Source organism: Bartonella sp. W8122, assembly GCF_016102485.1.
Classification (GTDB): Bacteria; Pseudomonadota; Alphaproteobacteria; order Rhizobiales; family Rhizobiaceae; genus Bartonella; species Bartonella apihabitans.
Genome location: NZ_JACFOO010000001.1, coordinates 1,562,829 through 1,582,620 on the forward strand (window position 1 = coordinate 1,562,829; position 19,792 = coordinate 1,582,620).

General features: G+C 45.7%; 17 protein-coding genes. All 17 read left to right on the forward strand.

Going from position 1 to position 19,792, the window contains the following annotated elements; all coding sequences use genetic code 11:
• The first annotated feature begins 11 nt into the window (after window positions 1-11).
• Window positions 12-623: an NADH-quinone oxidoreductase subunit C gene (locus H3S83_RS06870; RefSeq protein WP_198239258.1), complete on the forward strand. Its 612-nt coding sequence runs from the start codon at window positions 12-14 to the stop codon at window positions 621-623.
• Between the two features lie 117 nt (window positions 624-740).
• On the forward strand, window positions 741-1,931 hold the full coding sequence (locus tag H3S83_RS06875) for an NADH-quinone oxidoreductase subunit D (protein ID WP_198224638.1): 1,191 nt from the start codon (window positions 741-743) through the stop codon (window positions 1,929-1,931).
• Complete coding sequence (nuoE, locus tag H3S83_RS06880; protein ID WP_077971454.1) at window positions 1,931-2,590, forward strand: NADH-quinone oxidoreductase subunit NuoE; 660 nt, start codon at window positions 1,931-1,933, stop codon at window positions 2,588-2,590. The genes H3S83_RS06875 and nuoE overlap by 1 nt, the downstream gene beginning before the upstream one ends.
• Before the next feature lie 102 nt (window positions 2,591-2,692).
• On the forward strand, window positions 2,693-4,000 hold the full coding sequence (gene nuoF, locus H3S83_RS06885; RefSeq protein ID WP_077971455.1) for an NADH-quinone oxidoreductase subunit NuoF: 1,308 nt from the start codon (window positions 2,693-2,695) through the stop codon (window positions 3,998-4,000).
• A gap of 66 nt (window positions 4,001-4,066) precedes the next feature.
• Window positions 4,067-6,136 (forward strand): NADH-quinone oxidoreductase subunit NuoG, encoded by a 2,070-nt coding sequence (gene nuoG / locus H3S83_RS06890; RefSeq protein WP_198239259.1) that lies wholly within the window; start codon window positions 4,067-4,069, stop codon window positions 6,134-6,136.
• Window positions 6,137-6,160: 24 nt separating this feature from the next.
• Window positions 6,161-7,201, forward strand: a complete 1,041-nt coding sequence (gene nuoH, locus H3S83_RS06895) for an NADH-quinone oxidoreductase subunit NuoH (protein WP_077971457.1) — start codon at window positions 6,161-6,163, stop codon at window positions 7,199-7,201.
• Window positions 7,202-7,212: 11 nt separating this feature from the next.
• Window positions 7,213-7,704 carry an NADH-quinone oxidoreductase subunit NuoI gene (nuoI, locus tag H3S83_RS06900; RefSeq protein ID WP_077971458.1) on the forward strand — a complete coding sequence of 164 codons (492 nt, stop codon included), beginning with the start codon at window positions 7,213-7,215 and terminating at the stop codon, window positions 7,702-7,704.
• A gap of 96 nt (window positions 7,705-7,800) precedes the next feature.
• On the forward strand, window positions 7,801-8,421 hold the full coding sequence (locus H3S83_RS06905) for an NADH-quinone oxidoreductase subunit J (protein WP_077971459.1): 621 nt from the start codon (window positions 7,801-7,803) through the stop codon (window positions 8,419-8,421).
• Window positions 8,422-8,434: 13 nt separating this feature from the next.
• The gene (gene nuoK / locus H3S83_RS06910; RefSeq protein ID WP_075870696.1) at window positions 8,435-8,743 is read left to right on the forward strand and encodes an NADH-quinone oxidoreductase subunit NuoK; all 309 of its coding nucleotides are present in this window, start codon (window positions 8,435-8,437) and stop codon (window positions 8,741-8,743) included.
• Window positions 8,744-8,749: 6 nt separating this feature from the next.
• Entirely contained in the window at window positions 8,750-10,714 is a 1,965-nt protein-coding gene (nuoL, locus tag H3S83_RS06915) for an NADH-quinone oxidoreductase subunit L (RefSeq protein ID WP_077971460.1), read from the forward strand.
• A complete protein-coding gene (locus H3S83_RS06920; RefSeq protein WP_198234200.1) occupies window positions 10,714-12,183 on the forward strand; it encodes an NADH-quinone oxidoreductase subunit M in 1,470 nt (489 codons plus the stop codon). The genes nuoL and H3S83_RS06920 overlap by 1 nt, the downstream gene beginning before the upstream one ends.
• Window positions 12,184-12,197: 14 nt before the next feature.
• Window positions 12,198-13,655 (forward strand): NADH-quinone oxidoreductase subunit NuoN, encoded by a 1,458-nt coding sequence (nuoN, locus tag H3S83_RS06925; protein WP_198239260.1) that lies wholly within the window; start codon window positions 12,198-12,200, stop codon window positions 13,653-13,655.
• Window positions 13,656-13,717: 62 nt separating this feature from the next.
• Window positions 13,718-14,458: a biotin--[acetyl-CoA-carboxylase] ligase gene (locus H3S83_RS06930; protein ID WP_335617871.1), complete on the forward strand. Its 741-nt coding sequence runs from the start codon at window positions 13,718-13,720 to the stop codon at window positions 14,456-14,458.
• A gap of 55 nt (window positions 14,459-14,513) precedes the next feature.
• Window positions 14,514-16,190 carry a ribonuclease J gene (locus H3S83_RS06935; protein ID WP_198239262.1) on the forward strand — a complete coding sequence of 559 codons (1,677 nt, stop codon included), beginning with the start codon at window positions 14,514-14,516 and terminating at the stop codon, window positions 16,188-16,190.
• 277 nt (window positions 16,191-16,467) lie between these two features.
• Window positions 16,468-17,793 carry a proline--tRNA ligase gene (gene proS / locus H3S83_RS06940; RefSeq protein WP_198239263.1) on the forward strand — a complete coding sequence of 442 codons (1,326 nt, stop codon included), beginning with the start codon at window positions 16,468-16,470 and terminating at the stop codon, window positions 17,791-17,793.
• Window positions 17,793-19,073, forward strand: coding sequence for a lipoprotein-releasing ABC transporter permease subunit (locus H3S83_RS06945; protein ID WP_078039501.1), 1,281 nt, complete (start codon window positions 17,793-17,795; stop codon window positions 19,071-19,073). The genes proS and H3S83_RS06945 overlap by 1 nt, the downstream gene beginning before the upstream one ends.
• Complete coding sequence (locus tag H3S83_RS06950) at window positions 19,073-19,753, forward strand: ABC transporter ATP-binding protein (RefSeq protein ID WP_198239264.1); 681 nt, start codon at window positions 19,073-19,075, stop codon at window positions 19,751-19,753. Before H3S83_RS06945 ends, H3S83_RS06950 begins: the two co-directional genes overlap by 1 nt.
• Window positions 19,754-19,792 lie beyond the last annotated feature (39 nt).

Sequence of the window (19,792 nt, forward strand, 5' to 3'; positions counted from 1 at the left end):
GAGAGTGGTTGATGACTACTGAAGCGCTAAAGGAATTGCAATCCTATGTTACCGAACGCTTGGAAACGGTGATTGAGGATTCCACTTTTGCCTATAATGAACTCACACTCGTATCGAAACTTGATGCAATCGTCGATGTTCTGTCGTTTTTGAAAGATGATTCACATTGTCAATTTGTTGGTCTGATTGATATATGCGGTGTCGATTATCCAGAACGGGAAAAGCGCTTCGATGTTGTCTATCATCTTTTGTCGCCCCGTCACAATCTTCGGATACGTGTGAAGGTTCGTACGGACGAAGATACGCCGGTTCCTTCTGTATGCAGTATATATCCAGGTGCGGAATGGTATGAACGCGAGACCTACGATATGTACGGTGTTCTTTTTTCCGGTCATCCGGATTTACGCCGTATTTTGACAGATTACGGCTTTGAAGGTCATCCTTTGCGGAAAGATTTTCCAACGTCAGGGTTTGTCGAATGCCGATATGATAATGAAGTAAAACGGGTTGTTTACGAGCCGGTTGTGCTTCGTCAGGAAATGCGTAATTTCGATTTTATGTCTCCATGGGAAGGAACCGAATATGTTCTGCCGGGTGACGAAAAAGCGGGGAGTGCGAAATGAATTGCTATCCATCCCGTTTAAAGTCGAACGTTACGAATTTCGGCTGTCATTCGTTGCCAAGCATTATGAACGATCAGATCATAAAATTCATACCATTTCGAGACAGAGGAGTTGATCGTGGCTGAGGTCAATGTCCGTAACTTCAATATAAACTTTGGTCCGCAACATCCTGCTGCGCATGGTGTTTTGCGTATGGTTCTGGAGCTTGACGGCGAAGTCGTCGAACGTGTTGATCCGCATATCGGTCTGCTTCACCGTGGCACCGAAAAGCTCATGGAAACGAAGACCTATTTGCAGGCTACCCCTTATCTCGACAGGTTGGATTATGTTGCCCCGATGAATCAGGAACATGCATTTGTTCTTGCAGTCGAAAAATTGTTGGGATTGGAAGTTCCCAAACGGGCACAGCTTATTCGTGTTCTGTTTTCCGAGATTGGTCGTATTCTCAATCATTTGCTGAACGTTACGACACAGGCAATGGACGTTGGCGCATTGACGCCTCCATTGTGGGGATTCGAACAACGCGAAAAACTAATGATTTTTTATGAACGTGCTTGTGGGGCTCGTTTACACGCAAATTACTTCAGACCGGGTGGTGTGCATCAGGATTTACCGGAAAAACTGGTAGAAGATATCGGCGAATTTATTGACCCGTTTTTGGTTGCGCTTGATAAACTTGATGAGCTTGTCACACCGAACCGTATTTTCAAACAACGTAACGTTGATATCGGTGTTGTGAAAATTGAAGATGCATGGGTTCGCGGTTTTTCTGGTGTAATGATTCGCAGTGCAGGCATTCCTTGGGATTTGCGTAAGAGCCAGCCCTACGAATGTTATGACGAAATGGACTTCGATATACCGATCGGTAAAAACGGTGATTGTTACGATCGTTATCTCATCCGTATGGAAGAGATGCGTCAATCTGCCAAAATTATGCGTCAATGCGTAGAACGCTTATTGAGCACTGAAAAAAGTGGACCTGTTCTGGCCGTTGACCATAAAGTCACTCCGCCCAGAAGAGCTGCTATGAAAAGTTCGATGGAATCTCTTATTCATCATTTTAAACTCTATTCGGAAGGGTTTCATGTTCCTGCCGGAGAAGTTTATGCTGCTGTTGAAGCGCCAAAAGGTGAATTTGGGGTTTATCTAGTTTCGGAAGGCAAAAATAAACCTTACCGTGTAAAGTTGCGTGCTCCCGGTTATGCACATTTGCAGGCAATGGATTTTCTTGCACGGGGTCATTTGTTGGCTGATGTTACTGCAATACTGGGTTCTATTGATATTGTTTTTGGAGAGGTTGATCGCTGATGTCTGTGCGCCGTCTTGCCAATGAAGCCATACAACCCAGCTCATTTTCCTTTAATAAGGAGAATTTAAAATGGGCAGAAAAGACTATTGCTAAATATCCGGAAGGGCGGCAAAGGTCTGCTGTCATTCCATTGCTTATGCGCGCTCAGGAGCAGGAGGGATGGGTTACCCGTGCGGCAATAGAATATGTCGCGGACATGCTTTCGATGGCCTATATCAGGGTGTTGGAAATTGCGACATTCTATACCCAGTTCCAATTGAAGCCGGTTGGGACAAAAGCCCATGTTCAAGTTTGTGGAACCACTCCTTGTATGTTGAGGGGCGCGGGGGACCTTATTAAAGTTTGCAAAAACAAAATAAATGAAGCTCCTTTTGTGACCAATAAGGATGGAACTCTTTCTTGGGAAGAAGTCGAATGCCTGGGGGCATGTACAAATGCGCCGATGGTTATGATCTTTAAAGATACTTATGAGGATCTTACGCCAGAGCGTTTGGAAGAAATTATTGACGCATTCGAGGCAGGTAAGGGTGATACCATTCCGGTAGGCCCACAAAATGGGCGTAAGACGTCGGAACCGATTACCGGTCTTACGTCATTGCTGGATGGAGAACAAAAAACAACCAAGAAAAAGTCTTCCGCAAAGAAGGCAGAAGAATGAGGCATTGGTTGAGGTTGGACTGTTTAATCAAGGTTGGAAGATTTTCGGTAAAGCAGTCTGAAGTAGCTGAATAAGGTATTGAAACGAAGGAAAAGGTGAGAAATGCTGGCTGATAGTGATCGCATCTTCACCAATATATACGGTTTAAAAGATAAGTCTCTCAAAGGCGCGATGTCTCGCGGTTGTTGGGACGGAACCAAAGCCATTCTTGAGAAGGGCCGTGACTGGATCATCAACGAGATGAAAGCGTCCGGTTTGCGCGGAAGAGGTGGCGCGGGATTTTCGACCGGTATGAAGTGGTCTTTCATGCCTAAACAGAATGATGGGCGTCCGCATTATCTGGTTGTCAACGCTGATGAATCGGAACCGGGAACTTGTAAAGACCGTGAAATATTACGCCACGATCCTCATACGCTGATCGAAGGATGTGTTATTGCGACTTTTGCTATGGGCGCGCATACCGCTTTTATCTATGTTCGCGGAGAATATATTCGTGAACGTGAGGCTCTGCAGGCAGCGATTGACGAATGTTACGACGCCGGTCTTCTCGGTAAAAAGACAAAACACGGTCATGCATGCGATATCATCGTTCACCATGGTGCAGGTGCATATATTTGTGGTGAAGAGACGGCCCTTTTGGAAAGCTTGGAAGGTAAAAAAGGTCAACCGCGGTTGAAGCCGCCTTTCCCTGCCAATATGGGGGTTTATGGTTGCCCAACGACAGTTAACAATGTCGAGTCAATTGCTGTTTCTCCGACGATCTTGCGGCGTGGGGCATCGTGGTTTTCGTCTATTGGCCGGCCAAATAATGTGGGCACGAAACTCTTTATGTTTTCCGGACACGTTAACACACCTTGTGTTGTTGAGGAAAGTTTGGGACTTACATTTCGGGAATTGATCGAGAAACATGCAGGCGGAATTCGCGGCGGCTGGGATAATCTTCTGGCTGTTATCCCGGGTGGTGCTTCCTGTCCGGTCGTACCAGGAGAAAAAATGCCGGATGCGATAATGGACTTTGATGGCATGAAGGCAATCGGTTCTTCATTCGGCACAGGTGGTGCAATTGTAATGGATAAATCGACAGATATTATCAAAGCGATTTGGCGTATTTCTGCGTTTTTCAAACATGAAAGTTGCGGACAATGTACCCCTTGTCGTGAAGGCACCGGCTGGATGATGCGTCTTTTGGGACGCATGGTCGAAGGACGGGCACAAAAGCGTGAAATAGATCTTTTGTTTGACGTTTCAAAACACGTTGAAGGACATACAATTTGCGCATTGGGGGATGCGGCCGCTTGGCCTGTTCAGGCCCTTATCAGAAATTTCCGTCCTGAAATAGAAAAACGTATTGATGATTATACGCGCAATGCGGTTCAGAGTAAGAATATTGCTTTGGAAGCAGCAGAATAAAGACGGCAGTGTTCGAGAATTTAGAGTTTTAAAGGTTAGGCGGTTTATCCGCGGACTGGAATAACAATGGCGAAGATCAAAATTAACGGAAAAGAGATCGAAGTACCGGATCACTATACGCTTCTTCAGGCTGCCGAGGCAGCTGGAGCCGAGGTTCCGCGTTTCTGCTTCCATGAGCGGTTATCGATCGCTGGTAACTGCCGCATGTGCCTTGTTGAAGTAAAAGGTGGTCCTCCCAAGCCGACAGCTTCATGTGCAATGGGTGTGCGCGATTTGCGTCCTGGTCCCAATGGGGAGCCGCCGGAGATGTTTACCAACACTCCGATGGTCAAAAAGGCACGTGAAGGTGTGATGGAATTCCTCCTCATCAATCACCCGCTTGACTGTCCGATTTGTGATCAGGGGGGTGAATGCGACCTTCAGGATCAAGCAATGGCTTATGGTCACGATTTCTCTCGTTATACAGAAGACAAGCGTGCTGTTGAAAACAAGTATATCGGGCCATTGGTAAAGACGGTGATGAACCGTTGTATCCATTGTACAAGATGTGTGCGTTTTACAACGGAAGTAGCCGGAATATCGGAGCTTGGATTGATTGGACGTGGTGAAGACGCAGAGATTACCACTTATCTTCAGCAAGCCATGACATCCGAATTGCAAGGCAATGTCATTGACCTTTGCCCCGTTGGAGCTTTGACGTCGAAGCCTTATGCTTTCCACGCTCGTCCGTGGGAACTTACAAAGACTGAAACGATCGATGTGATGGATGCGTTGGGGAGTGCCATTCGGGTTGACACACGCGGGCGGGAAGTTATGCGTATCATGCCACGTGTCAACGACGATATTAACGAAGAATGGATTTCCGATAAAACGCGTTTTATCTGGGATGGTTTGCGCACCCAAAGACTTGATCGGCCATATGTCCGGAAAGAAGGCAAATTGGTCGAAGCAAGCTGGGCAGAAGCATTCGGAGCTATCAAATCGGCCGTAGAATTTGCTTCGGCTGACAAGATCGGTGCTATTGCCGGCGATTTTGCTACTGTAGAAGAGATGTATGCGCTTAAAATGTTGCTGAAATCTCTTGGTTCTACCGCGGTGGATTGTCGGCAGGACGGGAGCTTCCCTTCGGCTGAAAACGGGCGTTCGTCCTATATGTTCAATCCTAAGATCATCGGAATTGAAGAAGCCGATGCGCTCTTGATTATTGGCTCCAATCCACGCTTTGAAGCGGCGGTAATGAACGCAAGAATTCGCAAACGCGAACGTCAGGGGAATTTCCCGATTGGCGTTATCGGAGATAAGTGGGAACTACGTTATCCTTATACTTATCTTGGTGCAGGTGCCGATACTCTTGCGCAAGTGGTCAACGGTAAAAACGAATTTTTTGAAGTTTTGAAAAAAGCGGAAAAACCGTTGATTATCGTGGGGCAGGCCGCTTTGGTTGGAGAAACTGGCGAAGCCGTGTTGAAGTCGGTTGCCAAGCTTTGTGTTGAAGTAGGCGCTCTCTCGGAGACATGGAACGGTTTGGGCGTTCTCCAAACAGCAGCTTCACGTGTAGGCGGGTTGGATATCGGTTTTTCTTCGCAGCTTGGTGCAGAAAACATTGTTCAAAACTCTGATGTATTGTTCCTTCTCGGAGCTGACGAAATCGATCTTGATAAAAAGAGAGGATTTACCGTCTACATTGGTAGCCATGGAGACAATGGCGCACTCAATGCGGATGTCATTTTGCCTGCATCGGCCTATACCGAAAAATCCGGTATTTATGTCAATACAGAGGGGCGCGTTCAAATGACTGCACGTGCAGCCTTTGCACCGGGAGAAGCCAAAGAAGATTGGGCGATTATAAGGGCCCTGTCGGAAGTTTTGGGGCATAAGTTGCCGTTTGATACATTGGCTGAATTGCGCCGTAGCTTGTTTGAAAACTTCCCGCATATGGCCAATATAAACGCAATTAAAACCGGGGATATCAAAGACATTGAAAAGCTCGGTTCGCAGACTGCCAAACTTGGCAAGCAAACCTTTTCTTCTTTGATAAAAGACTTCTATTTGACAAACCCGATTGCCCGTGCGTCGGCTGTAATGGCTGAATGTTCAGCCCTTGCAAAAGCCCGACTGACAGAAGCGGCAGAATGAAGGTAGAGAGGAAAAATAAAGACGATGGGTGATTTCTTTATGACCTGGCTGCTTCCCCTGCTGATTATCGTCGGCAAAGCGGTACTGCTTTTGGTAGTTTTGTTGATTATTATCGCATATCTGCTTTATGCCGATAGAAAGATTTGGGCCGCCGTTCAATTGCGGCGTGGGCCAAATGTTGTAGGGCCTTGGGGCTTGTTCCAATCTTTTGCGGATTTGATCAAATTCGTTGTTAAAGAACCGATCATTCCGGCAGGAGCAAATAAGGGCGTGTTTTTGCTTGCGCCGTTTATTTCTTCTACATTGGCGTTATCGGCGTGGGCTGTTGTGCCAGTGAGTGAAGGTTGGGCAGTTGCAAGCATCAATATCGGACTACTTTATATTCTAGCTATATCTTCACTTGAAGTTTATGGCGTGATCATGGGGGGATGGGCTTCCAACTCGAAATATCCTTTCTTGGGTGCTTTACGTTCTACCGCCCAAATGGTCTCTTATGAAGTTTCGATAGGTTTCGTTCTGGTAACTGTTATTCTGGTGAGCGGTTCGCTTGACCTGACAACAATTGTTAATGGACAGAAAGCGGGGCTGGGTACAAATATCGGACTGCCGTTCAATACGTTCCTTGATTGGAATTGGTTGGCGCTATTTCCGATGTTTATCATCTTCTTTATTTCTGCCTTAGCCGAAACAAATCGTCCACCGTTCGATTTGGTAGAAGCAGAATCCGAGCTTGTTGCCGGCCATATGATTGAATATTCTTCAACGCCTTACATGTTGTTTTTCCTTGGGGAATATGTCGCAATCGTCCTTATGTGCGCGCTGACAACCATTCTTTTCATGGGTGGATGGCTACCGCCTCTTGATGTCTGGTGGCTAAATTGGGTGCCGGGGATCATCTGGTTTGTGCTCAAAGTATGCTTTGTTTTCTTCTGGTTTGCCATGGTGAAAGCATTCGTTCCTCGCTACCGCTATGACCAGCTAATGAGATTGGGTTGGAAGGTATTCCTGCCGATTTCACTCGCAATGGTTGTTATTACGGCAGCTTATTTGAAACTTGTAAGTTGAAGGTGAAGAATATGTCTGGTCTTTTTAGAGCTGCCAAGTCACTTCTTCTGTTAGAGTTCTGGAGTGCGTTTTGGCTGTCGATGCGCCAGTTTGTCGCTCCAAAACCGACGATCAACTATCCTTATGAGAAGGGAGTTGTCTCTCCCCGGTTCCGTGGCGAGCATGCATTGCGCCGTTATCCGAATGGCGAAGAACGTTGTATTGCATGTAAATTATGCGAGGCTATTTGTCCGGCACAAGCTATTACCATCGAAGCAGGACCTCGTCGTAATGACGGCACCCGTCGCACTGTTCGTTACGACATAGATATGGTTAAATGTATTTATTGTGGCTTTTGTCAGGAAGCCTGTCCGGTTGAAGCAATTGTTGAAGGTCCGAACTTCGAGTTTGCTACCGAAACACGGGAGGAACTTTATTATGACAAAGAAAAACTGCTTTCGAACGGAGACCGTTGGGAACGTGAAATAGCACGAAATATTGCTATGGATGCACCTTATCGGTGAGTTTAGAGAAATCGTGTGGTCGCGTTTATTGACGCGGCAGAAGATAAATCGGCGTAATTTTTTGCGTCATCGTTTGGTTTAACTTAGGGGAAACCAATGTTAACAGGTATAGCAGCGGCATTCTTTTATTTGTTCGCTTTCATTATGCTGGCTAGCGCAGTTATGGTTGTTGCCGCGCGTAATCCGGTGCATTCAGTGTTGTTTCTTATTCTTGCGTTCTTTAACGCGGCAGCATTGTTCATTTTAACCGGAGCAGAATTTCTGGGCCTCATCTTATTGGTTGTTTATGTCGGCGCGGTCGCTGTGTTGTTCTTGTTCGTCGTGATGATGCTTGATGTGGATTTCGCCGAATTGAAAAGTGGCGCGTTGAAATATGCTCCCATCGGCGCTCTTGTCGGAATAATTATCGCTGTAGAACTTATTGTGGTTTTTGGAAGTTCGTATTTCTCTCCGACACTGGCAGAACATGTTACCGAACCAATGCCAAGTTTGGCAGAGCGTACAAATACGCAGGCATTGGGTGACATTCTCTACACGGATTATGTGTTCTATTTCCAGCTCGCCGGCTTGGTATTGCTGGTGGCGATGATTGGGGCGATCGTTTTGACATTGCAACATCGTGCAGGCGTAAAAAGGCAATCAATCTCGAAACAGGTTGCCAGAATGCCTGAAGACACGATGGAAATTAAAAAAGTTGAATCTGGTAAGGGTATTTAACGGGAAGAATAATATGCACATTGAAATTGCTCACTATCTGACCGTTTCTGCATTGTTGTTCACAATTGGTGTCTTTGGCATTTTTCTGAACAGAAAAAACGTCATTATTATACTGATGTCGATTGAGCTCATATTGCTTTCAGTCAATTTAAATTTTGTGGCCTTTTCTTCGGTCTTGCACGATCTCGTAGGGCAAGTATTCGCGCTCTTTGTGTTGACCGTTGCTGCAGCAGAAGCTGCAATCGGCTTGGCTATTCTGGTTGTGTTCTATCGTAATCGCGGTTCGATTGCGGTCGAAGATGTTAACGTGATGAAAGGCTGACGCGTTATGTTTTACGCTATTGTCTTCCTACCTATTTTAGGCTTTTTCATTGCCGGATTGGGTGGAAAAACGCTGGGAGCCCGCGCCGCCGAACTGGTGACCTGTACCTTTATGGTAATTGTCGCTGTTCTTTCATGGATAGCATTTTTCGATATTGCTATTGGAAGCGGGCAAACTGTTGATGTTCCAATATTCCATTGGATTAGAGTGGGAGGCTTGCAATTTGATTGGGCTTTGCACATCGATGCTCTAACGGCGGTGATGCTGATCGTTGTCAACACAGTTTCTGCATTGGTTCATATTTATTCTATCGGCTATATGCATAACGATCCGTCGCGACCAAGATTCTTTGCCTACTTGTCGTTTTTTACGTTCATGATGTTGATGCTGGTCACATCTAACAATCTGGTTCAACTCTTCTTCGGATGGGAAGGTGTCGGTTTAGCATCATATCTGTTGATCGGTTTTTGGTATCAACGTCCTTCGGCATGTGCTGCGGCAATCAAAGCGTTCGTCGTAAACCGGGTAGGGGACTTCGGATTCCTGATAGGTGTATTCAGCGTTTTCGTTCTGTTCAAATCGGTCAGTTTCAATACGATTTTTTCACGAGCCGCTGATCCGAGTTTCGTTGAACAAATGACTTTCCTCAGCTGGCAAGTTGATGGCAACAAAGCAATAACAGTTGCATGTCTATTTCTCTTTGTCGGTGCAATGGCCAAGTCGGCACAATTCTTCCTGCATACATGGCTGCCTGATGCTATGGAGGGGCCAACACCGGTTTCGGCGCTTATTCACGCCGCCACGATGGTTACCGCCGGCATATTCATGGTTACGCGTATGTCGCCGATTTTCGAGCTTGCTCCGACCGCTCAGACCGTTATTGTGATTATCGGCGCGACAACCGCATTTTTTGCCGCCACTGTCGGTTTGGTACAAAACGATATCAAGCGTGTCATTGCTTATTCTACCTGTTCTCAATTGGGTTATATGTTTGTGGCACTTGGTGTCGGTGCTTACAGTGCTGGTGTCTTCCATTTGTTCACTCACGCATTTTTCAAGGCATTGCTCTTTCTCGGTGCAGGTTCGGTCATTCACGCAGTTTCTGACGAACAAGATATGCGGAAAATGGGTGGTTTGCGTAAGTTTATTCCGACTACCTATTGGATGATGATTATCGGAACGCTCGCTCTGACCGGCGTCGGTATTCCAGGAACGGTCTTCGGTACAGCCGGCTTTTTCTCAAAAGATGGTATTATTGAATCGGCATTTGCTTCTCATAATGTCGCTAGCGGCTATGCATTCTGGTTGCTTGTTATCGCTGCGTTGTTTACGAGCTTCTATTCGTGGCGTCTGATTTTCCTGACATTCCACGGCAAGCCACGGGCAACAGCAGACATTATGCACCATGTGCATGAATCGGGATCGGTGATGATCGTGCCGTTGATTGTTTTGGCGATCGGTGCAGTTTTTGCCGGTGTTATTTTCCAGCCATATTTTTCCGGCGAGTTATACGATGCTTTTTGGAAAGGCGCGATATTTACCGGTGCTGAAAATCATATCCTTCATGACGCTCATGGCGTTCCGGTATGGGTGAAATGGTCGCCATTCGTAGTAATGGTTGTCGGGTTTGTATTGGCATATCTTTTTTACATTGTTGCAACTGCCATTCCAAAGGCATTGGCCAATGCATTTCCCTTCCTTTACCGTTTTCTACTCAACAAATGGTATTTTGATGAACTTTATAACGTAGTGTTTGTCCGCTCGGCTTTTGTAATTGGTCGCTTCTTCTGGAAGGTGGGAGACGGAAAGATTATTGATGGCCTTGGCCCGAATGGCGTTGCGGCCCGCGTTGTAGACATAACCAATAAGGTGGTTCGTATGCAGACTGGGTATCTGTATCATTACGCATTCGCGATGCTGATCGGTATCGCTGCGCTCATCACCTGGATGATGATCGGGAGCTTAAACTGATGACCGACTGGCCTATTCTTTCTACGGTCACATTTTTGCCGCTTGTTGGCGTTGTTCTGATCCTTTTGATCAAGGACGATGGTGAAACAGCAAAACGCAATATTCGTAATGTGGCACTTTTTACGACTTTGTTCGTATTTGTATTGTCCCTGATCATCTGGGCTGGATTTGATAACAATAACTCCGGATTCCAGATGGAAGAGCGGATCGGTTGGCTTGGTGGTGGCATAAACTACCATATGGGCGTTGACGGAATTTCGGTTTTGTTCGTTGTCCTTTCCGGTTTTCTTATGCCGCTTTGCGTTCTGGCAAGCTGGGAAACAGTTAAAGACCGTTTAAAAGCTTATATGATTGCATTTCTTCTTCTTGAAGTTGCGGTTATTGGCGTTTTCTGCGCTCTTGATGCTGTCTTGTTCTACGTATTCTTCGAGGGAAGCCTGATACCGATGTTCATTATCATCGGTGTCTGGGGCGGTCCGCGGCGCGTCTATGCAAGCTTGAAATTCTTCTTGTATACATTTTTGGGATCGGTGCTCATGCTGGTCGCCATTATGGTGATGTTCTGGCAAGCTGGTACACTCGATATTCCGACGCTTCTGCACTATAAATTTCCAGCTCATATGCAATTCTGGTTATGGTTCGCATTCTTTGCATCTTTCGCTGTAAAAATGCCAATGTGGCCGGTTCATACATGGTTGCCGGATGCCCACGTTGAAGCTCCTACAGCCGGATCGGTAATTTTGGCCGGTATCCTGTTGAAGCTGGGCGGTTACGGTTTCATACGTTTTTCATTGCCAATGTTTCCGGTTGCTTCGGCCGATCTGGCGCCCTTTGTTTTCACTTTGTCATTGATAGCTATTATTTATACTTCTCTGGTTGCACTCGTTCAGGAAGATATGAAAAAGCTGATTGCCTATTCGTCTGTCGCCCATATGGGATATGTGACAATGGGTATTTTTGCGGCCAATGAACAAGGTATTCAAGGCGCGATCTATCAGATGCTTTCTCATGGTATCGTTTCCGCTGCTCTGTTCCTGTGTGTCGGTGTTATTTACGACAGGCTCCATACCAGAGAGATTGCAGCATTTGGTGGTCTTGCTAACAATATGCCGAAATATGCTGTTGCGTTCATGGTTTTCACAATGGCTAATATAGCTCTTCCCGGTACATCGGGATTCCTCGGTGAATTCCTGACCTTGATCGGCGTATTTCAGGTCAATAGCTGGGTTGCTATCATTGCTACGACCGGCGTTATTTTGTCTGCGTCTTATGCGCTTTATCTTTATCGCCGTGTTATCTTTGGAAAACTCGACAAGGAAAGTTTGAAGGCTCTTCTTGATTTGTCACCACGGGAGAAATTCATCCTATATCCGATGATTGCTCTTACCGTATTTTTCGGTTTCTATCCGACGCCGGTTCTCAACACTACGGCTGCGGCAGTAGAAGCTCTTGTTAACCAGCTGCACTAAAGAGGCGAAGGTCCATGCATACTGATTTAATGGCTCAATTGCCGCTGATATTTCCCGAACTCCTCATTGTTATAGGAGCTTTGGTGCTGCTTTTGATCGGTGTATATTCCGGCGCACGTTCTTATGTAACGATCACCGGCTTATCCATTGCACTTTTAGTCGCGACAATTTTTGTAATAATTCTGTCACCGAAAGATAGCGCATTTGCTACCAATGCTCTTATCATTGATGATTTTGCCCGGTTCATGAAAGTTCTCATGCTCGCCGGCGCAATATTTACCTTGATTATGTCGGTCGGATTTGCTCGTTCGGATAAGCTTGCCAAATTTGAATATCCAATTCTGATGCTTTTTGCCGTTCTCGGCATGATGCTCATGATTTCAGCCGGAAATATGCTCACACTTTATATGGGCTTGGAACTTCATTCCTTGGCTCTTTATGTGCTTGCTGCTTTCAACCGGGATAACGTAAAATCATCGGAAGCCGGATTGAAATATTTTGTGCTCGGCGCTTTGTCTTCAGGTATGCTTCTTTATGGAATTAGTTTGATTTATGGCTTTACCGGTCAAATCGGTTTTCATGAATTGGCATCGGTTCTTAATGGTCAGGTTCCGCAGCTCGGTATCATTTTCGGCATTGTCTTTGTCCTTGCAGGTCTTGCGTTCAAAATTTCGGTCGTTCCGTTTCATATGTGGACACCCGATGTTTATGAAGGTGCTCCGACTCCAATTACAGCATTTTTTGCGAGTGCTCCGAAAGTTGCAGCCATGGCACTTATTATTCGTGTCATTGTTGAAGCTTTTCTTCCACTATCGGGTATGCACGGCGCTCTGGCCGCTTGGCAGCAGATTCTGGTTTTCATGTCGATTGCTTCTATGGTTTTGGGGGCATTCGCCGCCATCGGCCAGACAAACATAAAACGGCTTATGGCTTATTCATCAATCAGCCATATGGGTTATGCGCTTGTTGGTCTTTCCGCCGGAACATCATTCGGCATTACCGGAGTGATCCTTTATATGACGGTTTACGTCGCAATGATTTTAGGGTCTTTTGCATTCATCCTCGGAATGCGGACACGTGATGGCAATGTAGAAAATATCTATGATCTCGCAGGATTAGCAAAAAGCAGGCCGTTTATGGCGTCGATAATGACAATTATGTTATTTTCTTTGGCAAGCGTTCCGCCAATGGCCGGCTTCTTTGCCAAATGGTACGCTTTTTCTGCCGCAGTTTATGCCGGATTGGTACCGCTTGTGGTTGTTGGTATGATCGCCTCGGTTATCAGTGCTTTTTATTACCTTCGTGTGATAAAAATTATGTGGTTCGATGAAGCCCAGCAATCGCTCTTTCTGCCACTCACAGGTGAGCTGAAGTTCGTATTGACCATTAGCGGCATTTTTGTTTTGTTTTATGTGTTCTTTGGCAGTTGTCTCTTTCAATTGGCAGAGAAGGCTGCTGCATCACTCTTCTGAGCGAGATGGATTTTTCACTTTCTCTTCTTGCTCAGAAACATCATTATAAGCTGGAGTCCTACGTGAGCGTGGACTCCACCAATCGCGTTGCTTTGGCACAAGCTCATGAAGGCAAGGATCGACTTTGGGTCGTTGCCGAAGAACAAACTTCGGGAAGGGCCCGACGCGGGCGCCAATGGAATAGCCCGAAAGGTGATCTTTATTCGAGCCTTCTTTTAACCCGGAATATCAATCCCATGAATGCTGCCCAGTTGGGTTTTGTTGCCGGTGTTTCCCTTGCCGATGCAGTAACAGCTTTTTTGAGAAAAAATGGAATTACCGAGGATGTTATTCGCCTTAAATGGCCAAACGACATGCTGTTAAAGGGCGCAAAAGCTTCCGGAATATTGCTTGAACTGGAGCGGATGAGCGAAAACAGTTATGCATTGGTGATTGGCATCGGTGTTAATATTATTCACCCGTTTCGAGACGCTCCTTATCCGACTGAAGCACTCATAAACATGGGAATAGCCGTTGATAGTGCAACAATTTTCAAGTTACTTAGTGAATATTGGGCGTTGAATTATGATTTGTTTCTTTCTCCCGAAGGACCGGAAATCATTAGAAAAAAATGGCTCGATTATGCTGCCCATCTTGGCGAAGAGCTGACAATCACCGGTAATAATCAAACGATCTCGGGAATCTTTTCAGGCCTCGACGACAAATTCAATTGCATTATTACCAATGATCGAGGTGATGAAATAACGGTTTCCGCGGGCGACGTACATTTCGGTAACGTTGCATCTTCAAGTGCAGGTCGATAAAAGAATTAAATTCAGACAATTACGGCCCTAAAAGTCGTTTATCAGGGAGTCTTTAATGGCATCAGGCAAAAATAACGAGCTGGTTTTTCTACCACTTGGAGGCGTAGGCGAAATTGGTATGAATCTCGGCGTCTATGGCTTTGGTCCGGAAGGTAACCGACAATGGTTGATGGTTGATCTCGGTGTCAGTTTTGCAGGCCCCGAATTGCCCGGTGTAGATCTTGTAATGCCGGATATAAGATTTTTGGAAAACGAAAGACCGAATATATTGGGATTGGTTGTCACACATGCCCACGAAGATCATTTCGGTGCTATACTGGATTTGTGGCCGAAGCTTAAGATACCGGTTTACTGTACCGCTTTTACTGCCGGATTGCTGGAAACAAAACGTGAATTGGATTACAGTTCTTATGATGTTCCAGTCACACTTTTTAAAGCGGGTGATCAATTCGAACTGGGGCCGTTTGCAATCGAAGCTATAGCCGTTGCACACTCCATTCCTGAACCGGTTTCGTTGGCAATCAAAACCTCACTTGGCACTGTCATTCACACTGGTGATTGGAAAATAGACAATGAACCATCTTTAGGCGCACCGACTGACGAGAAGCGGTTTAGCGAATTGGGTGATGAGGGTGTACTTGCTCTTGTCTGTGACTCGACCAATTCTATGCGGGAAGGGGTTTCGCCCACGGAGCATGACGTTTTAAAAAGTCTGACAGAAATAATCGCGAACGAGAGGGGGCGTGTTGCAATTACAACCTTTTCCTCGAATGTTGGAAGAATTATTTCGATAGCTCGTGCAGCAAAAGAAGCCGGAAGACAAGTGCTATTGGTTGGCCGGTCGATAAAACGCAGTGTTACTGTAGCGGAAGAACTAGGATATCTTGAAGGTATAGATCCATTTCTGAATGAAGAAGATTATCCCTATATTCCACGTGATAAAATTGTCATGGTTTTGACCGGAAGTCAGGGCGAACAAAGAGCAGCTCTAGCCAAATTGTCACGTGATGAAATGCGTTCACTGGCTCTGACAGCCGGTGATACTGTCATCTATTCATCGCGGAGCATACCGGGTAATGAACGGTCGATTATTGATACACAAAATCGCTTGATCGATATGGGTGTGAAAATTATTACCGATCACGACGCACTTGTTCATGTTTCAGGTCATCCGCGGCGCAGTGACCTTAAAAAAATGTATGAATGGGTTAGGCCAAAAATATTGGTTCCGGTTCATGGCGAAGCGCTTCATTTGGCTGCACAAACCGTTTTAGGACGGCAGGCAGGAATTAAAACGGTGGCAGAAATCCGCAATGGTGACATGCTTAAACTTGCTCCCGAACCGGCCGAAATCATCGACGAAGTTCCTGTCGGGCAAATTTATAAAGACGGAAATCTCATTGGCAATGAAGATGAGATGGGCATTAGCGAACGCCGCAAATTAAGCTATGTAGGGCATGTAGCTGTGTCATTTCTTCTCGACAAACATTATAATCTGGTGGAAATGCCCGAAGTCGTTACTTTCGGTTTACCCGAGACAGACAATGAGGGTGAGCTTTTTGACGATATTATTTCGAATACGATTGAAACGACGATTGACAGTATCCCGCGTGCAAGACGTAAAGACGACGAAGTCATTCATGAGGCTGTCCGTCGTTCAATCAGAGCTACAATTAATGAAAAATGGGGTAAAAAGCCGGTTTGTACCGTGTTTATACATCATTCGAAGTAAACTGAATTCGTAATAATTGAAGTCAACTTTTGACGGTCATTGATTGTTTTCGTCAATGATTTGAATTGTGCAACCGTTTTATGACACTTGAATAAAATATGTGCGATATTGAAAGGTCGCTTCAATTGGCGCCAGAGAAAACAGAAAACATATTTCTTGCGAAAACTTTTTGATCGTGGATTGTTTCTATTTTCAAGCGTTAGTTTAGCCGCTATGGTTAATAAATATTGATAATTCTGCTCCGATTCGAAGAGCTTTAGTTGGATTTTAATGGTCGATGCGTCTATCTCGTTATTTTTTGCCTATATTGAAGGAAAACCCGAAAGAAGCTGAAATTGCTTCTCACCGTCTTATGTTGCGTGCCGGTATGATCCGCCAACAGGCTGCGGGAATATATGCCTGGCTACCGCTTGGCAAAAAGGTTCTTGACAAAGTTTGTGCCATTATTCGTGAGGAGCAAAACCGCGCGGGCGCCCTTGAAATTTGGATGCCAACCATACAATCGGCCGATTTATGGCGTGAAAGCGGGCGTTATGACGCTTACGGGCTGGAAATGTTGCGCATCAAGGACCGTCAGGAACGTGAGCTTCTTTATGGTCCGACCAATGAGGAAGTGATTACGGATATTTTCAGGGCTCATGTAAAGTCATACAAAAATCTTCCCTTAAATCTTTATCATATTCAATGGAAATTCCGTGACGAGATAAGGCCACGTTTTGGCGTTATGCGATCACGTGAATTTTTGATGAAAGACGGCTATTCTTTCGACATTGATTATGAAGGCGCAAAAGCCGCTTATAATCGTGTGTTTGTTTCCTATTTACGCACCTTCGCCCGCACAGGGCTTAGAGCAATTCCTATGCGCGCTGATACAGGGCCGATTGGTGGTAATTTAAGCCACGAGTTTATCATTCTGGCCGATACCGGCGAAAGTGCCGTTTATTGCGATAAGCATTTTCTGGACATGACCATTCCTCCGGCTGATGTCGATTTTTCTGACGATGCCGCTATGGCTGACATTGTCAAACAATGGACCACACCCTATGCCGCAACCGACGAAATGTATGATGAAAAGCTTTGGGCGAAAGTTCCACAATCCGATCAAATAGCGGCAAGGGGAATTGAAGTTGGTCATATCTTCCATTTCGGTACAAAATATTCGCTGCCGATGCATGCTACAGTTATGGGCCCTGACGGGCAGGAACATCCGGTGTCGATGGGATCTTATGGCATTGGTCCATCACGGTTGGTAGCCGCAGCTATCGAAGCTTCTCATGATGAAAACGGTATCATTTGGCCACGTGCAATGTCGCCATTCGATTTTGGCATCATAAATATGAAGCCCGGCGATCAGAAGTGTGATGATTTGAGTGAAAAATTGTATCAATCACTCATTAATGCCGGTTTTGATCCACTGCTTGACGATACACAAGAACGTGCGGGTTCGAAATTTGCGACAATGGATCTTATCGGACTTCCGACACAAATTATCATTGGTCCCAAAAACGCCGCTCAAAACGAAGTCGAAATAAAAGATCGTAAAACCGGTCATAAAGAAATACTTCCATTCGATGCGGCTTTAAGGCGTCTGACGGAGGCCTGATGAGTACGAGAGCCAAGGGTGTAAGCCGGTTAAGATTTTCGTCCTATGAATGGATGATCGCATTTCGTTATATGCTTCCTAACCGGAAACAGATGTTTACATCGGTGATATCAATCATATCGCTGATTGGCATTATGCTTGGTGTTTTTGCATTAATCGTAGTGATGGCCGTTATGAACGGTTTCAGAACTGAATTGCTCGATCGCATTTTGGGTATGAACGGCCATCTCGTAATTCAAGCAATTGATAGCGATTTTACCGATTACAATACGCTCATTCCACGTATTGAAGGTGTCGACGGTGTCAAATTTGCGCTTCCTGTAATTGAAGGGCAAGCTATGGCACAAGGAGAAGCCGCAGGCGGGACCGGAGCACTGGTTCGTGGACTTCGTAAGCAAGATCTGGATAAACTCACGACCGTTACAAAAAATATCAAATCCGGTAGTCTTGACGACTTTGACAAGCAGGACGGCGTTGCGATTGGAAGCGGCATGGCTGAAAAATTGGGTCTTTCTGTGGGAAGCGATATCCGCATTGTTACTCCCGATGGGGATGTGACACCTTTTGGCGTAACCCCGCGTGTCAAAGCTTACAAAGTCGCTGCTATCTTCACCGTGGGAATGTCGGAATATGACACGATTTTCGTCTTTATGCCTTTAAAAGAAGCTCAGGCTTTTTTCAATTTAGGCAATAAAGTCCAATCACTCGAGATATTTTTGAACGATCCCGATGCAGTTGACAAAATAAGTCCGGAAATCGAAAAAGCTGTCGGGCGGCAAGTTTATTCTATTGATTGGCGTTCAAGAAATCAGGCGTTTTTTTCTGCGTTACAAGTTGAACGCAACGTCATGTTTTTCATATTGTCGCTTATTGTGTTGGTAGCAGCTCTGAATATCATTTCCGGATTGATCATGTTGGTCAAGGATAAGGGGCATGATATTGCCATTTTGCGTACTATGGGTGCCAAACAAAGTGCAGTTATGCGTATATTCATTATGACCGGTATGGTAATCGGTGTGATCGGTACGGTTCTCGGGCTTTTGTTAGGTGTTCTGACATGCGAGAATATAGGACATATTCAGGATTTTATTTCATGGCTATTTAATGTCGATGTCTTCAATCCCCAACTTTACTTTCTTACCAAATTGCCGGCTCGTCTGGAATGGGGGCAGACGTTGATTGTTGTATTTATGGCACTTTTCCTCTCTTTCCTTGCGACATTGATACCGGCCTGGCGCGCTGCCAAACTGGATCCGGTGCAAGCGTTGAGGTATGAATAATGGCCTCGTTATTACAACTCGTGAATATTGATAGACGTTATCTGGATAATGACAAACCCCTTGTCATTCTGGATAAAGCCAATTTTTCACTCGAGCAGGGGCAGACTGTTGCATTGGTTGCACCGTCCGGTGCCGGTAAATCCACTTTGTTGCATATTGCCGGACTTCTTGAACGGCCTAATGGCGGGGATGTCGTTTTACGTGGGCATTCCTGTTCCAATTTGTCCGATAACGATCGTACTGCAATACGTCGTAACGACATCGGTTTTGTTTATCAGTTCCATCACTTGTTGCCGGAATTTACAGCTTTGGAAAATGTGATGATACCGCAGATGATCGCCGGACTTAAGCGTTCCGAAGCGGCTGACCGGGGATTGAAATTATTGACCTACCTGCGCGTGGGGCATCGTGCCAAACACCGGCCATCGGAGCTTTCCGGTGGCGAGCAGCAACGTGTGGCTATTGCCCGAGCAGTTGCCAATGCACCGTCAGTTCTCTTGGCAGATGAACCGACAGGAAACCTCGATCCTGTTACCTCGGCATATGTTTTTCAAGCACTGGCTGCTTTGGTTCGTCAATCGGGGCTCGCTGCTCTTATTGCGACGCACAATCTGTCACTTGCAAAACAAATGGACAGGCGCATAACCCTTAAGGGCGGCAAGATTATCGAACTTCCTTGAAGTTATCTTCGTAAATCACGGATATCCATATATTTTTTG